The organism is Streptomyces sp. NPDC050211 (genome assembly GCF_040656035.1).
Lineage (GTDB): Bacteria > Actinomycetota > Actinomycetes > Streptomycetales > Streptomycetaceae > Streptomyces.
Map to the genome: position 1 here is coordinate 1 of NZ_JBFALC010000117.1, position 14996 is coordinate 14996.

14 protein-coding genes and 1 pseudogene are annotated in these 14996 nt (G+C 72.0%); 7 read left to right on the top strand and 8 right to left on the bottom strand.

Annotated elements, in window-relative coordinates; all coding sequences use genetic code 11:
- Positions 1–29: 29 nt before the first annotated feature.
- Together AB0I98_RS47835 and sigJ are read right to left on the bottom strand one after the other, a co-directional pair.
- The gene (locus tag AB0I98_RS47835; RefSeq protein ID WP_362952501.1) at positions 30–791 is read right to left on the bottom strand and encodes a GntR family transcriptional regulator; all 762 of its coding nucleotides are present in this window, start codon (positions 789–791) and stop codon (positions 30–32) included.
- 120 nt (positions 792–911) lie between these two features.
- The gene (gene sigJ, locus AB0I98_RS47840; RefSeq protein WP_362952503.1) at positions 912–1799 is read right to left on the bottom strand and encodes an RNA polymerase sigma factor SigJ; all 888 of its coding nucleotides are present in this window, start codon (positions 1797–1799) and stop codon (positions 912–914) included.
- Between the two features lie 144 nt (positions 1800–1943).
- Here sigJ and AB0I98_RS47845 point away from each other — a divergent pair, with 144 nt between their 5' ends.
- Positions 1944–2774 carry an alpha/beta fold hydrolase gene (locus AB0I98_RS47845; protein WP_362952505.1) on the top strand — a complete coding sequence of 277 codons (831 nt, stop codon included), beginning with the start codon at positions 1944–1946 and terminating at the stop codon, positions 2772–2774.
- A gap of 117 nt (positions 2775–2891) precedes the next feature.
- On the opposite strand, the pseudogene AB0I98_RS47850 reads toward AB0I98_RS47845, so the two are convergent.
- Positions 2892–3680 (bottom strand): annotated as a pseudogene (locus AB0I98_RS47850) (DMT family transporter); the annotation flags it as partial.
- Between the two features lie 47 nt (positions 3681–3727).
- Between AB0I98_RS47850 and AB0I98_RS47855 the strand changes: the two are divergent.
- The 3 genes from AB0I98_RS47855 to AB0I98_RS47865 all read left to right on the top strand — a co-directional run bounded on the left by AB0I98_RS47855 (position 3728) and on the right by AB0I98_RS47865 (position 8339).
- A complete protein-coding gene (locus tag AB0I98_RS47855) occupies positions 3728–5209 on the top strand; it encodes a PLP-dependent aminotransferase family protein (protein WP_362952507.1) in 1482 nt (493 codons plus the stop codon).
- Between the two features lie 143 nt (positions 5210–5352).
- Entirely contained in the window at positions 5353–6927 is a 1575-nt protein-coding gene (locus AB0I98_RS47860; RefSeq protein WP_362952509.1) for an alkaline phosphatase D family protein, read from the top strand.
- A gap of 146 nt (positions 6928–7073) precedes the next feature.
- Positions 7074–8339, top strand: coding sequence for a GNAT family N-acetyltransferase (locus AB0I98_RS47865; RefSeq protein ID WP_362952511.1), 1266 nt, complete (start codon positions 7074–7076; stop codon positions 8337–8339).
- 12 nt (positions 8340–8351) lie between these two features.
- Here the strand turns inward: AB0I98_RS47865 and AB0I98_RS47870 are convergent, their stop codons facing one another.
- The gene (locus AB0I98_RS47870; RefSeq protein WP_362952513.1) at positions 8352–9548 is read right to left on the bottom strand and encodes a PLP-dependent transferase; all 1197 of its coding nucleotides are present in this window, start codon (positions 9546–9548) and stop codon (positions 8352–8354) included.
- A 59-nt stretch (positions 9549–9607) separates the two neighbouring features.
- On the opposite strand from AB0I98_RS47870, the gene AB0I98_RS47875 reads away from it, so the two are divergent.
- Positions 9608–10099 carry an Lrp/AsnC family transcriptional regulator gene (locus AB0I98_RS47875; RefSeq protein ID WP_362952515.1) on the top strand — a complete coding sequence of 164 codons (492 nt, stop codon included), beginning with the start codon at positions 9608–9610 and terminating at the stop codon, positions 10097–10099.
- Positions 10100–10131: 32 nt separating this feature from the next.
- Complete coding sequence (locus AB0I98_RS47880) at positions 10132–11823, top strand: DUF885 domain-containing protein (protein WP_362952517.1); 1692 nt, start codon at positions 10132–10134, stop codon at positions 11821–11823.
- 15 nt (positions 11824–11838) lie between these two features.
- Here the strand turns inward: AB0I98_RS47880 and AB0I98_RS47885 are convergent, their stop codons facing one another.
- The 3 genes from AB0I98_RS47885 to AB0I98_RS47895 all read right to left on the bottom strand — a co-directional run bounded on the left by AB0I98_RS47885 (position 11839) and on the right by AB0I98_RS47895 (position 13781).
- A complete protein-coding gene (locus tag AB0I98_RS47885) occupies positions 11839–12672 on the bottom strand; it encodes an SDR family oxidoreductase (RefSeq protein ID WP_362952519.1) in 834 nt (277 codons plus the stop codon).
- A 70-nt stretch (positions 12673–12742) separates the two neighbouring features.
- The gene (locus tag AB0I98_RS47890; RefSeq protein WP_362952521.1) at positions 12743–13258 is read right to left on the bottom strand and encodes an immunity 21 family protein; all 516 of its coding nucleotides are present in this window, start codon (positions 13256–13258) and stop codon (positions 12743–12745) included.
- Between the two features lie 46 nt (positions 13259–13304).
- On the bottom strand, positions 13305–13781 hold the full coding sequence (locus AB0I98_RS47895; protein ID WP_362952523.1) for a rhodanese-like domain-containing protein: 477 nt from the start codon (positions 13779–13781) through the stop codon (positions 13305–13307).
- A gap of 94 nt (positions 13782–13875) precedes the next feature.
- On the opposite strand from AB0I98_RS47895, the gene AB0I98_RS47900 reads away from it, so the two are divergent.
- Positions 13876–14361 carry an Lrp/AsnC family transcriptional regulator gene (locus AB0I98_RS47900; RefSeq protein WP_362952525.1) on the top strand — a complete coding sequence of 162 codons (486 nt, stop codon included), beginning with the start codon at positions 13876–13878 and terminating at the stop codon, positions 14359–14361.
- Between the two features lie 2 nt (positions 14362–14363).
- On the opposite strand, the gene AB0I98_RS47905 is transcribed toward AB0I98_RS47900, so the two are convergent.
- The coding region (locus tag AB0I98_RS47905; protein WP_362952527.1) for an SbcC/MukB-like Walker B domain-containing protein at positions 14364–14996 on the bottom strand (633 nt) is incomplete at its 5' end.

Here is a 14996-nt window from a genome sequence, read left to right on the forward strand (position 1 = left end):
CGGGGCGCGACGCGTTTCCGGGCCGGCTCTCAGGAGGCCTGGCGTTCCGGTCCCTGGTGGATCTCCACGCCGCCCGAGTCCCCGAAGGTCAGCCGGCAGGTGTCCGCGCGGTACGTGGCGACGGAGAGCGCGGCGGTGCGGCCCTCGGCGTTGAAGCGGGTGGTGACGACGAGGACGGGCGCTCCGGGGAGCCGGTCCAGTTGCTTGGCGTCGTCCGCGCGCGCCGAGCCCAGCTCGACGGCGCTCTCCTGGCCCTCCAGTTCCAGGCGCTGCAGCTCGCGCAGCACCGCACGCGCGCGTGCCGGTCCCGACGGGGCGTCTATGGCGGAGAGGTCGGGCACCGCCGACTCCGGGACGTAAAGCAGCTCGGCGGCGACGGGCTGGCCGTGCGTCCGACGGGAGCGGTGCACGATGTGCACGGGCTCCTGCGCGCCCGTCTCCAGGGCGGCCGCGACCGCCGCGGGCGGCACCGCGGTCGTGCAGTCGACGGGCTGCCAGGCGTCACCGGCGGCGCCCGGCCAGGTGTGCTGCTCGGTGCCGAGGGCGACGCCGACGCGCGGCGGGGCGACCGTCGTACCGACGCCGCGGCGGCGCTGCAGCCTGCCTTCGAGTTCGAGCTGTTCCAGGGCCTGGCGGAGCGTGGCCCTGGCGACGCCGAAGCGGGCGGCGAGATCGCGCTCGTTGGGCAGGATCTCGCCCACGGAGAACTCGGAGTCCAGTGCCTCACTGAGCACGGTCTTGAGATGCCAGTACTTCGGTTCCGGCACCGATTCCAGCTGCGTGGTCCCCACCCTGTCCTCCGCAATCGCCGTGGTCCGGCGGCGTTTTAACGCCCTTGTTTATTAAAGGTTGTTGCACTTATCTGCGACCATAGGGCGGCCCTCACCCTTGGTCAAGACCAATCAGGGCGGCTATCCGGCGAGCGACCGGAGCTTGTCGGGGTTGCGGATGATGTAGACGGACTGGATGCGCCCGTCCAGTACCTCCAACTGGAGGACGCTGTCCGGCTTGTCCCCGGACAGCATGAGCACCGCGGGACCGCCGTTGACTTCCAGGAACCGGAAGGACAGGTCCGGGACGCCGCCGCCCTTGCCTGCCGCGCCGACGATGAAGCGGCCCACCTTGTCGGCGGTCTCCAGCACACGCACCGGCGCCTTGGCCTTGCCGCCGCTGTCGCCCACGAGGCGGACGTCCGGGGCCAGCAGGGACATGAGCCCTGCGATGTCCCCCTCCATCGAGGCGGCGAGGAAACGCTCGGTCAGATCACGACGCTGGGCCGGGTCGACGTCGTAGCGCGGCCGCCGTTCCTCGACATGCTTGCGGGCGCGCCCGCCGAGTTGCCGTACCGCCGACTCGCCGCGGTCGAGCATCGCGGCGATGTCGGCGTACGGGTAGCCGAACGCCTCCCTCAGGACGAAGACCGCCCGCTCCAGCGGCGACAGCGACTCCAGCACGACGAGGACGGCGAGGGAGACGGAGTCGGCGAGCACGGCCCGCTCCGCGGCGTCCGGGACGGTGTCCCCGAAGTCGGTGACGTACGGCTCCGGCAGCCACGGGCCGACGTAGGTCTCGCCGCGCGCCTTGACCTGGCGCAGCCGGTCGATGGCGAGGCGGGTGGTGATGCGCACCAGATAGCCGCGCGGTTCGCGCACCTCGCTCCGGTCCGCGCCGGACCAGCGCAGCCAGGCCTCCTGGACCACGTCCTCCGCGTCGGCCACCCGCCCGAGCATGCGGTAGGCGACTCCCAGGAGGACGGGACGGTGCTCTTCGAAGACGTCGGTCTCGATATCGGTGGTCACGCATTCCATCCCAACCGACACATCCGGACCTGTCCAGGCGATAACCGCGGACCGCGGAGACCCTCAGGGGCTACCCGCCGGTAGCAACTGCTGACAAACTGTCTACGACCAGCCCGCCAGCGAGCCTCAGACGAGGAGCAGTTCATGTCGGCCACCGTCTCCTTCAAGGTCCCCTCCGCCAGCGGCCCGCGGACCGCGACCCTCTCCTACGCGCGCGTGGGCACGGGCGAACCGCTCCTCCTGCTGCACGGCATCGGCCACCACCGGCAGGCCTGGGACCCGGTGGTGGACATCCTCGCGACCGAGCGCGATGTGATCGCCGTCGATCTGCCCGGGTTCGGCGCGTCCCCGGCCCTTCCGGAAGGCCTCGCGCACGACCTGTCCACGATGAACGCCGCGCTCGGCGCACTGTGCGAGGCGCTGGAGGTCGAACGGCCGCATGTCGCGGGCAATTCGCTCGGCGGCCTGCTGGCCCTGGCACTCGGCCGCGAGAAGCTCGTACGGTCCGTGACCGCCCTGTCCCCGGCCGGGTTCTGGACACCGGCCGAACGACGCTACGCCTTCGGCGTCCTGCTGGGCATGCGGCAGTTCGCCACGCGGATGCCCCCGCCGCTGGTCGAGCGGCTGTCCCGGTCGGCGGCCGGCCGTACGGTCCTGACGAGCACCATCTACGCCCGCCCGGCCCGCCGTTCACCCGAGGCCGTGGTCGCCGAGACCCTCGCGCTGGCGAACGCCTCGGCCTTCTCCGAGACGCTCCGGGCCGGCTCCGACGTCCAGTGGACCGACGACATCCAGGGCATCCCGGTCACCGTGGCCTGGGGCTCCAGGGACCGGCTCCTCGTGCGCCGGCAGGGGGTCCGGGCCAAGCAGATCATTCCGCGGGCCCGGCTGGTGCGGCTGCCCGGCTGCGGTCACGTCCCCATGAACGACGACCCGGCGCTGGTCGCCCGCGTGATCCTCGACGGCAGTCGCTGAGACGTCGGTCGCCGAGACGCCCGCCGCTGACCGGCGCCGGGCCAACGCGCCCGATCCGAGGGCGACTCCGGCACCGACGAGGGCACTGCCGACGGCCTGCGCGGGCCCGTAGGAGCCCGTTCCGACGAGGGGCGCGGTGGCGGCCGCCGCGACCGGGATCAGGCCGGAGAACAGCGTGGCGCGCTCCGCGCCGATCCGCTGCATGCCCATGTACCAGCACACGAATCCGATGACGGTGACGATCGCCGCCTGCCACAGCAGCGCGGCGGCCTCCGTCCCGTCGGGTCGCCGCAGCCATGCGCCGCCGTCCAGCAGGAGCCCGACCGCCAGGGACTCGAGCGCCGCGACGCCGCACACCGTGGCTGACAGCAGCCGCGGCCCCAGGGGCCGCAGTACGGGCACGGCGAGCACCGCGAAACCGACCTCGCCGGCGAGCGCGCATACGGAGAACGCGATTCCGGCACCGTCCGTGCGTCCCCAGCCCTGGACCGTGAAGGCGCCGACGGCGACGAGCAACGCGCCGTACAGGACGACGCGTTGGGGTCGGCGTCCGTCCAGGAGGGGCACGAAGACCGCCACCATCACGGGCGCGCAGCCGACGAAGACACCCGGAACGGCCGGTTCGGCGGTGCGCTCCGCCGCCAGGACCGCCAGGTTGAAGCCGACCATGCCCACGCCCGCGAGCAGCGCGAGGCGGGCCCAGTGGCGGGGCGTGAGCGTCCGCAGCCGGGCCGTGGCGTCCCGGCCGGCCAGCGGGACGAGCAGCAGAAAGGCCAGGCCGTAGCGGAGGAACTGGCCGCCGGCGTACGGGTATTCACCGAGGACGCTGTTGGCGGTGAAGGACCCTCCGACGAGGACACAGGCGAGCGCGGCGAGCAGGGCTCCGCGGGTGGTGGTGGCGTTCATGGAGACGACGCTAGGAATCGCGGCGGTCCGGTTTAAGGTCCACTTTCATGAGGCCATCGGAGACCAATCGGGGCGGGGAGCCGGCTGAGGCCACGGGCGAGGTGCCGCCCTCGGGTGCCGGTCCGGGATCCCCGGCCTGGGAACAGCTCCTGCCGGCCGCTTCCGCGCCGGCACGCGCGCGTGGGCGTTCGTTGCAGGCGGCGCTGCGGGAGGCCGTGCGGGCGGGCAGGCTCGCGCCGGGGACCCGGCTGCCGTCGAGCCGTGATCTGGCCGCCGACCTCGGGGTGTCGCGCGGGCTGATCACGGAGGCGTACGAGCAGCTGACCGCGGAGGGCTATCTGCGCAGCGGGCGGGGTGCGGGGTCCTGGGTGGGCGGTGCCGTACGGGCGGCGCGGCCACGCGCGCGTGACCTCTCTCCGCGCCCGCCCGGAGCCCGGGCCGACTTCGTGCCCGGGACGCCGGACCTGTCGCTGTTCCCGCGTGCCGCGTGGGCGGCGGCGCAGCGCGGTGTGCTGGCCGAGCTGCCGCACCACGACCTCGGCTATCCCGATCCGCGCGGGCTGCCCCGGCTGCGTACGGCGCTGGCCGAACTGCTCGCCCGCCGCCGCGGCGTGGTCGCGGACCCGGAGCGGATCCTGGTCGTCTCCGGCGTGGCCCAGGCGACCTCACTGCTCGGATTCGCACTCCACGCGCGCGGGATGACAGCCGTCGGCGCCGAGAACCCGGGCAGCCCGCAGCACGACGCCCTGTACGCGGCGGCAGGCATCACTACCGTGCCGGTGCCCCTGGACGACGAAGGGCTGGCCATCGGCCCGCTGCGGGACACACGGGTACGGTCGGTCGTGGTGACGCCGGCGCACCAGTTCCCCACCGGGATCGCCTACTCCGCGCGCCGCCGGGCCGAACTGCTCGACTGGGCACGGTCCGTGGACGGCTTCGTCCTGGAGGACGACTACGACGGCGACTTCCGCTACGACCGCGCTCCCGTCGGCGCGCTCCAAGGACTCGACCCGGAGCGCGTCGCCTACGCCGGGTCGGTCAGCAAGTCCCTCGCTCCGGGGCTCCGGCTCGGCTGGCTGCTCGTACCGGAAGCGCTCGCCGACGAGGTGATCGAGCGCAAGCGCACCATGGATCTCGGTCATCCCACCCTCGACCAGGCGCTGTTCGCCCGCTTCGTGGAGCGCGGCGACTACGACCGTCAGCTGCGCCGCTGCCAACGCGCGTACCGCGAGCGGCGCGACACGCTCGTGGCCGCCCTGGAGGAGCACTTCCCCGGCTCGGCGGTGTCCGGGATCGCGGCGGGCCTGCACGTCATCGCCACCCTCCCCCGCCGGTACGGGCCCGAGAAGCACTTCCTCTCGCGCGTGGCCGACGCCGGTGTCACGGTGCGCCCACTGGTGGACTACGCGCACGGGACGGCGGACGTCGGCGGCAGCAAGGACGTACGGCTGGTGGTGGGCTACGCCCACCTGTCACCGGCGCGCATCCGGGCGGGCGTACGGCTGATGGCGGAGGCCGTCAGGGGCTGACAAGGGCGCACCCCCGCATGACCGACCGGCCTGTTCCCTTGTTCCCGCGGTCGGTTGTTCACTTGTGGTTTGCGTGTGCGCTGCGGCGCCCCAGTAGTTGTGGCATCGCACACTGACCGGATCTGGTCCCCGGAGGCGCATCCATGTCACACCGTCCCTTCCCCGGCCGCCGCAGCGTCCTGCGCGGCTCCCTCGCCGCGTCGGCGGCCCTGACCCTGCCGCCCGCCCTGGGCGCCGCACCGGCCCTCGCGCTGTCCGGGCGTCCCAAGGCCGGCTGGGGCGTGCAGACGGGAGACGTGACCTGCGACTCCGGTCTGGTGTGGGTGCGCTCCGACCGTCCCGCCCGGATGATCGTCGAGACGTCCGCGACCGAGTCGTTCCGCAACCCGCGCAGATGGCACGGCCCGCTGCTCGGCGCCGGCACCGACTTCACCGGCACGACCCGGCTGCGCGGACTCCCGTCCGGCGAGCAGATCCACTACCGCGTCCTGCTGGCCGACCCCGACGACCCGCACCGCACCGGCGAACCGGTAACCGGCACCTTCCGTACGGCGTCCGACAAGCGCCGCGACGGCGTGCGGTTCGTCTGGTCCGGCGACCTGGCCGGGCAGGGCTGGGGCATCAACCCGGAGTTCGGGGGCTACCGGATCTACGACGCGATGGCGAAGCTCGACCCCGACTTCTTCATCTGCAGCGGCGACAACATCTACGCCGACGGCCCGATCACCGAGACCGTGGCCCTGCCCGACGGCAGCACCTGGCGGAACATCACCACCGAGGAGAAGTCCAAGGTGGCCGAGACGCTCGCGGAGTTCCGCGGCAACTTCCGCTACAACCTGCTGGACGAGAACCTGCGGGCCTTCAACGCCCAGGTCCCGTCCATCATCCAGTGGGACGACCACGAGGTCACCAACAACTGGTACCCGGGCGAGATCCTCACCGACAACCGGTACACCGAGAAGAACGTCGACGTGCTCGCCGCGCGCGCCCGGCAGGCGTTCTCCGAGTACTACCCGATCTCGACGCTGCGCCGCCCCGACGGCCGGGTCTACCGGGTCCAGCACTACGGCCCGCTCCTCGACGTCTTCGTCCTGGACATGCGCACCTACCGCAACGCCAACTCCCCGGACAACCAGAGCACCGACCCGGTGGGCATCCTGGGCAGCGAGCAACTGGAGTGGCTCAAGCGCGAGCTGTCCCGCTCCCGGGCGGTGTGGAAGGTGATCGCCTCCGACATGCCGCTCGGCCTGGTCGTACCGGACACCGGCGACGGCAAGCCCAACATCGAGGCGGTCGCGCAGGGTGACCCTGGCGCGCCTCTCGGCCGTGAGCTGCAGATCGCCGAGCTGCTGCGGTTCATCAAGCACCGCCGGATCACGGGCACGGTGTGGCTGACCGCCGATGTGCACTACACCTCGGCCCAGCACTACCTGCCGTCCCGGGCCGCGTTCACCGACTTCGAGCCGTTCTGGGAGTTCGTCTCGGGCCCGCTCAACGCCGGTGCCTTCCCCGCGAACACACTCGACAACACCTTCGGCCCGGACCGGGTGTTCCTCAAGGCGCCGACCACCGCGAACGTCTCCCCCGCCGGCGGCTACCAGTTCTTCGGCGAGGTCGACATCGACGGCCACAGCGGGGAACTGACGGTGCGGCTGCGCGAGTCCGACGGCACGGTGCTCTTCACGCACGTGCTCCAGCCGGGACGCGTCGGCCAGTAGGTCCCGTAACCTCGTATCAGTGCCGCGTACCGGCGTCATCCCCTGGTGCGCGGCACTGACGTTTCACAAAAGCGACAGAAGGCTGCTTTACCCGTCAGTCACAGTGCGTTCGTGATCACGCAACACCCTTCCTTCACAGTGGCTGCATGAGTCGAGACATATCTGATGTGACGCGTGCGCAGCACGGTCGTACGGTGCACCACTGGTGGCGGGACATCACGGCCGCGTTCCACACATGGTGGACACGACGCCACGGTCATGCCCCGCCGACGACTGATACCAGCACCCGGCCGCTCCCCACGGAGCAGGCCGGGGTCCGGGAGCGTGCCCTGTGGCGGATGCGAACGACGGTGCAGGACGAACCGGGGTCCCTGGCCGCGCTGTGCATCGCCCTCGCCGGGCAGCAGGTCGACATCCTCAGCCTCCAGACGCATCCGCTGGCCGCGGGCACGGTGGACGAGTTCCTGCTGCGGGCTCCCGGTGAGCTCGCGGCGGACGACATCACCCGGGCGATCGACCGGGCCGGGGGTACCGGCACGTGGATCGAGCGGGCCGACGCCCACGACCTCGTCGACGCGCCGACCCGAGTGCTCGGCCTCGCCACCCGCACCGCCCTGGACGCGGCGGAACTCCCGCTCGCACTGCGCCAGTTGCTGGGCCGCTGCACCATCCGCTCACTCCCCGCCGCCCCGCCCGGCGGCGGCCGGGCGCCCGAAGGCGTCCCGGTGGAAGGGGCGTTGGAGGACACCGTCATGCGGCTGCGGGCACCGGAAGGCGGAGTGATCACCGTGGAGCGGCCGTATCTGCCCTTCACCCCGACCGAGTTCGCCCGGGCGCGGGCGCTGGTGGAGCTGGACGCCCGGCTCGGCCCGCGCGTTCCGCGTGGCCAGGACGTCCTCACGCTCCCCGAGGGCAACGCGATCACCGTCCGCCGCGCCGGCACGGACGATCTGGAGGCCGCGACGGCGATGCACGAGCGGTGCTCGGCGCGGACGCTGTCCCTGCGGTACCACGGGCCTGTCGGTGACGCGCATCGTTACCTCCACCATCTGCTGAGCCCGCGCTTCGGCCGGACCCTCGCGGTGCAGACCGCGTCCGGGCGGATTGTGGGGCTCGGGCATCTGCTGTGGGACGGGGACGAGACGGAGGTCGCGCTGCTGGTCGAGGACGAGTGGCAGGGGCGGGGTATCGGCGGGGGGTTGCTCCGCAGACTGGTCGCGATGGCGGTCGAGGCGGGCTGCGAGAATGTGTACGCGGTGACACAGTCGTCCAACACCGGCATGGTTGCTGCGATGCGTGGTCTGGGGCTGCCTCTCGACTATCAGATCGAGGAGGGGACCCTGGTGATCACGGCTCGGCTGGATTCTCCGCTGGGAGCGGCAGAGGGCACGGTGGGGGTTACGAGGGCCTAGGCGCCGTAGGGGTTACGGGGCGCTGGTGGCTGCGGGTTCGTTGTGGCTGATCGCGCAGTTCCCCGCGCCCCTGTCGGGGCGCCTTAGCGCACCGTCCAGATCTCTCCACAGGTCTTCTACGTCCTCCAAACCCACCGACAGGCGCAGCAACTTGTCGCTCACCCCGGCATCCCTTCGGTCCGTCGCTTCCACGATGCGGTGGCTGATGGATGCCGGGTGCTGGATGAGGGTGTCTACGCTGCCGAGGCTCACCGCGGGGGTGATCAGGCGGACGTCGGCGATGACCTGGTGGGGATCGCCGTGGACCTCGAAGGCGATCATGGCGCCGCCGATGCGTGGGTAGTGGACGCGGGCCACGCGCGGGTCGGCGGCGAGACGGCGGGCGAGTTCGGCGGCGTTCGCGGATGCGGCACGGACGCGCACCGGCAGCGTCGCTAGGCCGCGCAGCAGCAGGTAGCCGGCCAGGGGGTGCAGCACGCCGCCCGTCGCGAAGCGGACCTGGCGCAGCCGTCCGGCGAACTCCTCGTCGCACGCGACCACGCCCGCCATCACGTCGCCGTGCCCACCGAGGTACTTGGTGGCGCTGTGCAGCACGAGCCGGGCGCCGTGTTCGGCGGGGCGTTGCAGCACCGGTGTGGCGAAGGTGTTGTCGGCCAGCAGCGGTACGGAGCCGCAGGCGTGGGCGACGGCGCGCAGGTCGATTTCGGCCAGTGTGGGGTTCGCCGGGGACTCGACCATGATCAGTCCCGTGTCGGGTCGCAGCGCCGCCGCGATCCCGGCCGGGTCGGTCCAAGTCACCTCGGAGCCCAGCAGACCGGCGGTGAGCAGATGGTCGCTGCAGCCGTACAGGGGCCGTACGGCCACGACATGGCGCAGGCCCAGCGAGCCCCGTACGAGAAGCACCGCGGTCAGTGCCGCCATCCCGCTGGCGAAGGCGACGGCGGACTCGGTGCCTTCGAGGCGGGCCAGGGCGGTCTCGAAACGGGCGACGGTGGGGTTGCCCAGCCGTCCGTAGACCGGCGGGCCGTCCGGTATGGCGCCGGTGGTGGCGAAGGCGTCGATGCGGGCCGCCTCGCCTTGGCTGTCGTGCGACGGATACGTGGTGGACAGGTCGATCGGCGGGGCGTGCAGGCCCTGGCGGGCGAGGTCGTCGCGGCCGGCGTGCACGGCCTCGGTGGCGAGGGCTCTCGATGCGGTGGGCGTGTCCATGAGGGAAGAGTGAACGCCGACCGGGTCATCGCCGCCGAACGCCGTGTTACGTTCGCCCGATGGCCGAATCTGTCGTACTGGACCCGGTGGATCTCCAGCTGCTGCGGCTGCTGCAGAACGACGCCCGGACGACGTACCGCGACCTCGCCGCGCAGATCGGCGTGGCGCCGTCGACCTGTCTGGACCGGGTGACCAGGCTGCGTCGCGCGGGCGTCATCCTCGGGCATCGGCTGCGGCTGGATCCGGCCAAGCTGGGGCGAGGCCTTGAGGCGTTGCTGTCGGTTCAGGTCAGGCCGCACCGGCGGGAGTTGGTGGGGCCGTTCGTGGAGCGCATCCGGGCGCTGCCCGAGTCGCTGACCGTCTTCCATCTCACCGGCCCGGACGACTATCTCGTGCATGTCGCGGTCGCGGACATGGCGGATCTGCAGCGGCTGGTCCTGGACGAGTTCACCTCGCGCCGGGAAGTGGCCCGGGTGGAGACCCGGTTGATCTTCCAGAAGTGGGACTGCGGCCCGCTGCTGCCGCCCTCTCCCCCGGCCCAATCCACGTGACGGCGGGCGGCCCCTCGTACGAGGATGGCCGCATGTCAGAGACCAAGAGCCCGCTGCCCCGCGAGGTCGCCGACGCCTACGTCGACGAGCTCATCGCCCTCGACCCGATCACCGGCACCTTCCTCGGCGTGAAGGAGAGTTCGAGCAGGCTGCCCGACACCTCGCCCGCCGGCCAGGAGGCGCTCGCCGAGCTCGCGCGCCGGACGCTGGCCCGGCTGGACGAGTCGGAGCGGCTGCCCGGCGCGGACAGTGACATCGAGCGCCGGTGCGCGCGCCTGCTGCGCGAGCGGCTCAGCGCCGAACTCGCCGTGCACGAGGCCGAGGAGAGCCTGCGTTCCGTCAGCAACCTGAGTTCCGTCGCGCATTCGGTGCGCCAGGTGTTCACCGTGACGCCGATGCAGACGGAGGAGGACTGGGTGGCGATCGCCGAGCGGCTGCGCGCCGTCCCGGCCGCGCTGGAGGGCTACCGGGAGTCCCTGGCGCTCGGCCTGGAGCGGAAGCTGTACGCCGGTCCGCGCGCCACTGCCACCTTCGTCGAGCAGCTCGGCGAGTGGGCCGACACGGATGGTCAGGGCCACGGCTGGTTCGAGCAGTTCGCGGCGGCCGGTCCCGAGGCGCTGCGCTCCCAGCTGGACGAGGCGGCCCGCTCGGCCACCGCTTCCATCGTGACGCTGCGCGACTGGATGCGGGATGTGTACGCACCGGCGATCGAGGGCTCGCCGGACGTCGTGGGCCGTGAGCGGTACGCCCGCTGGGTCCGCTACTTCAACGGCACCGACCTCGACCTGGACGAGGCGTACGCGTACGGCTGGTCCGAATACCACCGCCTCCTCGGCGAGATGAAGACCGAGGCCGACAAGATCCTGCCGGGCGCGGCCACGCCTTGGGTGGCGCTGGCGCACCTCGACGAGCACGGCACGCACATCGAGGGCGTCGACGAGGTGCAGCGCTGGCTGCAGTCCCTGATGGACGAGGCGATCGACGCGCTCGACGGGACCCACTTCGACCTGGCCGAGCGGGTACGGCGGGTGGAGTCGCGCATCGCCCCTCCGGGCAGCGCCGCCGCGCCGTACTACACGCCGCCGTCGGACGACTTCACGCGCCCGGGCTGCACCTGGCTGCCGACGATGGGCAAGGACCGCTTCCCGGTCTACGACCTCGTGTCGACCTGGTACCACGAGGGCGTGCCCGGTCACCACCTCCAGCTGGCCCAGTGGAAGCACGTGGCGCAGAACCTCTCCCGCTACCAGGCCAGCGTCGGCATGGTGAGCGCCAACGCCGAGGGCTGGGCGCTGTACGCCGAGCGGCTGATGGACGAGCTGGGCTTCCTGACGGACGCCGAGCGCCGGCTCGGCTATCTGGACGCGCAGATGATGCGCGCGGTGCGCGTGATCATCGACATCGGCATGCACCTGGAGCTGATGATCCCGGACGACTCCCCCTTCCACCCCGGCGAGCGCTGGACGCCCGAGCTGGCGCAGGAGTTCTTCGGCTCCCACAGCAGCCGCCCCGGGGACTTCGTGGAGAGCGAGCTGACCCGCTACCTGTCCATGCCGGGCCAGGCCATCGGCTACAAGCTCGGCGAGCGGGCCTGGCTGCTGGGCCGGGAGAACGCCCGCAAGCGGCTCGGCGACGCCTTCGATCCCAAGGCCTGGCACATGGCGGCTCTCTCGCAGGGCTCGCTGGGGCTGGACGACCTGGTGGACGAGCTGTCCGCGCTCTGACCGTCCACCTTGTGATCAGCGCCGGAACCCGCCCTCCGAGTCGATGACCTGACCGGTGACCCACTCCGCCTCGTCCGTCGCCAGCCAGGCGATGAGACGGGCGGGGTCGTCGGGCATGCCCCACCGGCCGGCGGGGAAGCGGACGGCGACGGCCTCGTAGGCGTCGCCGGTCAGGTAATCCGTGTCGACGGGGCCGGGGTTGACGGTGTTCACCGTGATCGCCTGCTCGGCGAGCGTGGTCGACAGGGAGCGGGTCATCGAGGCGAGGGCGCCCTTCTGGAGGGCGTAGGCGATTTCGCCGGGCATACCGCCCGCGATGTCCTGGCCGGAGGTCATCATCAACACGCGCCCGCCACGGGGCCGCTCCGGCTGCCGGGCATAGGCCTGGATCAGCAGCAGCACCGAGCGGCTGTCGACCGCCCAGTGCGCGTCGAGCATCGCCGCGTCGATCTCGTCGAGCGTTCCGTCGGAGCCGCTCAGGGCGTGGTTGGCGACGAGGATGTCGAGCCGTCCGCCGAGCGCCGAGGTGGCTGTGGCGATGAGTTCGGCGGGTGCCGCCGGGTCGGAGAGATCGCCGGGACCGGCGACGACACGGGCGCCGGGATCGCCGAGCGCCGCACGCACGGACGCGGTCACGTCCTCGGGGCGGTCGGCGCCCCAGGGCATGGCGGCGTCGTGCGGCACATGGTGATGCAGATAGACGCTCGCGCCGTACGCGGCGAGCCGTCGGGCCACGGCATGACCGATGCCGCCGCGCCGGCTGGCACCGGTCACGAGGGCGGTACGGCCACGCAGCGGCAGAGGGTCACGGCGCAGGGCTTCGGGGGCGGGGTGCGGGAGTCGGGGCATGGTCGACCATGATGGGGAACGGTTGCGCGGGGCGCATCTGATTTCCCACGTGGGCCACCCGGCCCGAAGGTCAGTCCCCCAGCGGCCGCAACTGCACCAGCCCCAGCCAGGTCTCCGGCCCGGGCTGCACCTGCGCCGCCCGGACCGCGTACGGCCCCGGATCCAGGGCGATCCTCAGGTGGCCCGCCCGCTCGCAATCCCCTCCGGGCCAGGCCGAGTCGAACAGCAGCACCGGCCCGGGCACGTGCCAGCGCACCTCGTCCGCCCAGACCGCGGTGGCGAGGGCCTCGGGGACATGGGCCAGCAGTTCGTCCTCGGAGTCGGCCGCGCACCACCGTACGAAGGTGTCGTGGGCCGGCAGGAAGGTGGTCAAGGCCGGCTCGTCGCCCAGGACCAGGGCCGCGGAGTCCCCGACCGGGAGCAGCCCGACGAAGCCGTCGACCTCGCAGGCCCGGTCGTAGTCGGAGGCGGTCTCGTCGCCGTCGGCGCCCGCCCAGAACGGCAGCACCGTTTCCGGCACCGCTATAAGCGGCCCGCCGCCCGACTCGACCCACTCCACGACGCCCGGTTCCGCGTATCGCACCATGGCGCAGAAACCTACACGCACGGGGGCCTCGCTTGTCACGGCTGTTTCAACAGCCGCAGTCCTCTGCGTCCATGGGCGCCGTCAGAGGGTCGGAGGCGCGGTGTTCGCGGCCCTGCCAGGTCTCGAACTCGAAGCCCTCGCGCACCCAGTACTCGAAGCCGCCGAGCATCTCCTTGACCTGGTAGCCGAGTTCGGCGAGGGCGAGGGCGGCCCGGGTCGCGCCGTTGCAGGCGGGGCCCCAGCAGTACGTCACGACCGGCACCGACTTGTCGAGGAGCTGACCGGCCTGTTCGGGGATGAGCGCGGTCGGGAGGTGGACGGCGCCCGGGATGTGGCCCTGGTCCCAGGACTCGGTGGAACGGGAGTCCAGCACGACGAAGCCCGGGTCGCCGCCGGCCGAGAGCGCGGCGGCCACGTCGGAGACGTCGGCGTGGAAGGCGAGACTGGCGCGGAAGTGGGCGGCGGCCTCGGCCGGGTTGGCGGGGGCGACGCGGAGGACGGGGTTCACGGTGGTGGTCGTCATGGACAAAAAACTACGGAAGTTGAGCCGTGCTCTGAAGTGGCGATCCCCGGCACTCCCCTTGATCGGCCGGGGATTCCCCTGCTATTCATCGCCCATGACCACGTATTCCCCGGACGCCACCGACTGGCACATTCTCGACGTCCTCCAGCGGGAGGGCCGGGCCAGCTTCGCCGAGCTGGCCCGTGCCGTCTCCATGTCGCCGAGCGCGGTCACCGAACGGGTGCGGCGGCTGGAGGAGGCGGGCGTCATCCAGGGCTATGCGGCGGTCGTCGACCCGGAGCGGCTCGGGCTGCCGATCCTGGCTTTCGTCCGGCTGCGCTACGCCCTTCCCCGAGGTGAGTGGCGGAGTGCTTCTGAGTATCCGTCCGGCAACTACAAGCCCTTCCACGACCTCGTCGCCGCGACCCCCGAGATCCTGGAGGCCCACCACGTCACGGGCGACGACTGCTTCGTCATCAAGGTCACCGCCCGCTCGATGCGCCACCTGGAGGAGGTCTCCGGGAAGATCGGCGCCCTGGGTTCGGTCACCACGAGCGTCGTGTACTCATCACCCCTGCCCCGGCGCCCCCTCGGCCGCTGACCTCAGCCGACGCCCCGCTGCCGCAGTTCGGAGCCCGCTCTGCCCTTGACGACCTCCAGCTGCGCGTGAATGCGTCTGCGCAGGTCGGCGACGTGACTGACGATGCCGACGCTGCGGTCGCGTTCACGCAGCGAGTCGAGTACGTCGAGTACCTCGTCGAGGGTCTGCTCGTCGAGGCTGCCGAAGCCCTCGTCGATGAAGAGGGTGTCCAGCCGGACGCCGCCCGCCTCGTCCGTGACGACATCCGCGAGGCCGAGGGCGAGGGCGAGCGAGGCGAAGAACGTCTCGCCGCCCGAGAGGGTCGCCGTGTCCCGCTCGCGCCCGGTCCAGGCGTCGACGACGTGCAGCCCGAGGCCGCTGCGTCCGCGGCCGGTCCGGTCGTCGGAGTGGACGAGGGTGTAGCGGCCGGAGGACATGCGCCGCAGCCGTACGGTCGCGGCGGCGGCCACCTGTTCCAGGCGGGCGGCCAGCACATACGACTCCAGGCGCATCTTGCGTTCGTTGTCCGCCGAGGTGCCCGCGCTGAGTCCGGCGAGGCGGGCCACCCGGTCGTACTCCTCGCGCAGCGGCGCCAACCGTTGTACGCCCTCCGCCGCTCGCGCGGAGAGCCGGTCGAGTTCGGTGCAGCGCCGGGC

Excerpts from the sequence above, each read along its gene's own strand:
- AB0I98_RS47845 (WP_362952505.1), top strand. The coding sequence starts at position 1,944 with ATGTCGGCCACCGTCTCCTTCAAGGTCCCCTCCGCCAGCGGCCCGCGG.
- AB0I98_RS47855 (WP_362952507.1), top strand. The coding sequence starts at position 3,728 with ATGAGGCCATCGGAGACCAATCGGGGCGGGGAGCCGGCTGAGGCCACG.
- AB0I98_RS47860 (WP_362952509.1), top strand. The coding sequence starts at position 5,353 with ATGTCACACCGTCCCTTCCCCGGCCGCCGCAGCGTCCTGCGCGGCTCC.
- AB0I98_RS47865 (WP_362952511.1), top strand. The coding sequence starts at position 7,074 with ATGAGTCGAGACATATCTGATGTGACGCGTGCGCAGCACGGTCGTACG.
- AB0I98_RS47870 (WP_362952513.1), bottom strand. The coding sequence starts at position 9,548 with ATGGACACGCCCACCGCATCGAGAGCCCTCGCCACCGAGGCCGTGCAC.
- AB0I98_RS47875 (WP_362952515.1), top strand. The coding sequence starts at position 9,608 with ATGGCCGAATCTGTCGTACTGGACCCGGTGGATCTCCAGCTGCTGCGG.
- AB0I98_RS47880 (WP_362952517.1), top strand. The coding sequence starts at position 10,132 with ATGTCAGAGACCAAGAGCCCGCTGCCCCGCGAGGTCGCCGACGCCTAC.
- AB0I98_RS47885 (WP_362952519.1), bottom strand. The coding sequence starts at position 12,672 with ATGCCCCGACTCCCGCACCCCGCCCCCGAAGCCCTGCGCCGTGACCCT.
- AB0I98_RS47890 (WP_362952521.1), bottom strand. The coding sequence starts at position 13,258 with ATGGTGCGATACGCGGAACCGGGCGTCGTGGAGTGGGTCGAGTCGGGC.
- AB0I98_RS47895 (WP_362952523.1), bottom strand. The coding sequence starts at position 13,781 with ATGACGACCACCACCGTGAACCCCGTCCTCCGCGTCGCCCCCGCCAAC.
- AB0I98_RS47900 (WP_362952525.1), top strand. The coding sequence starts at position 13,876 with ATGACCACGTATTCCCCGGACGCCACCGACTGGCACATTCTCGACGTC.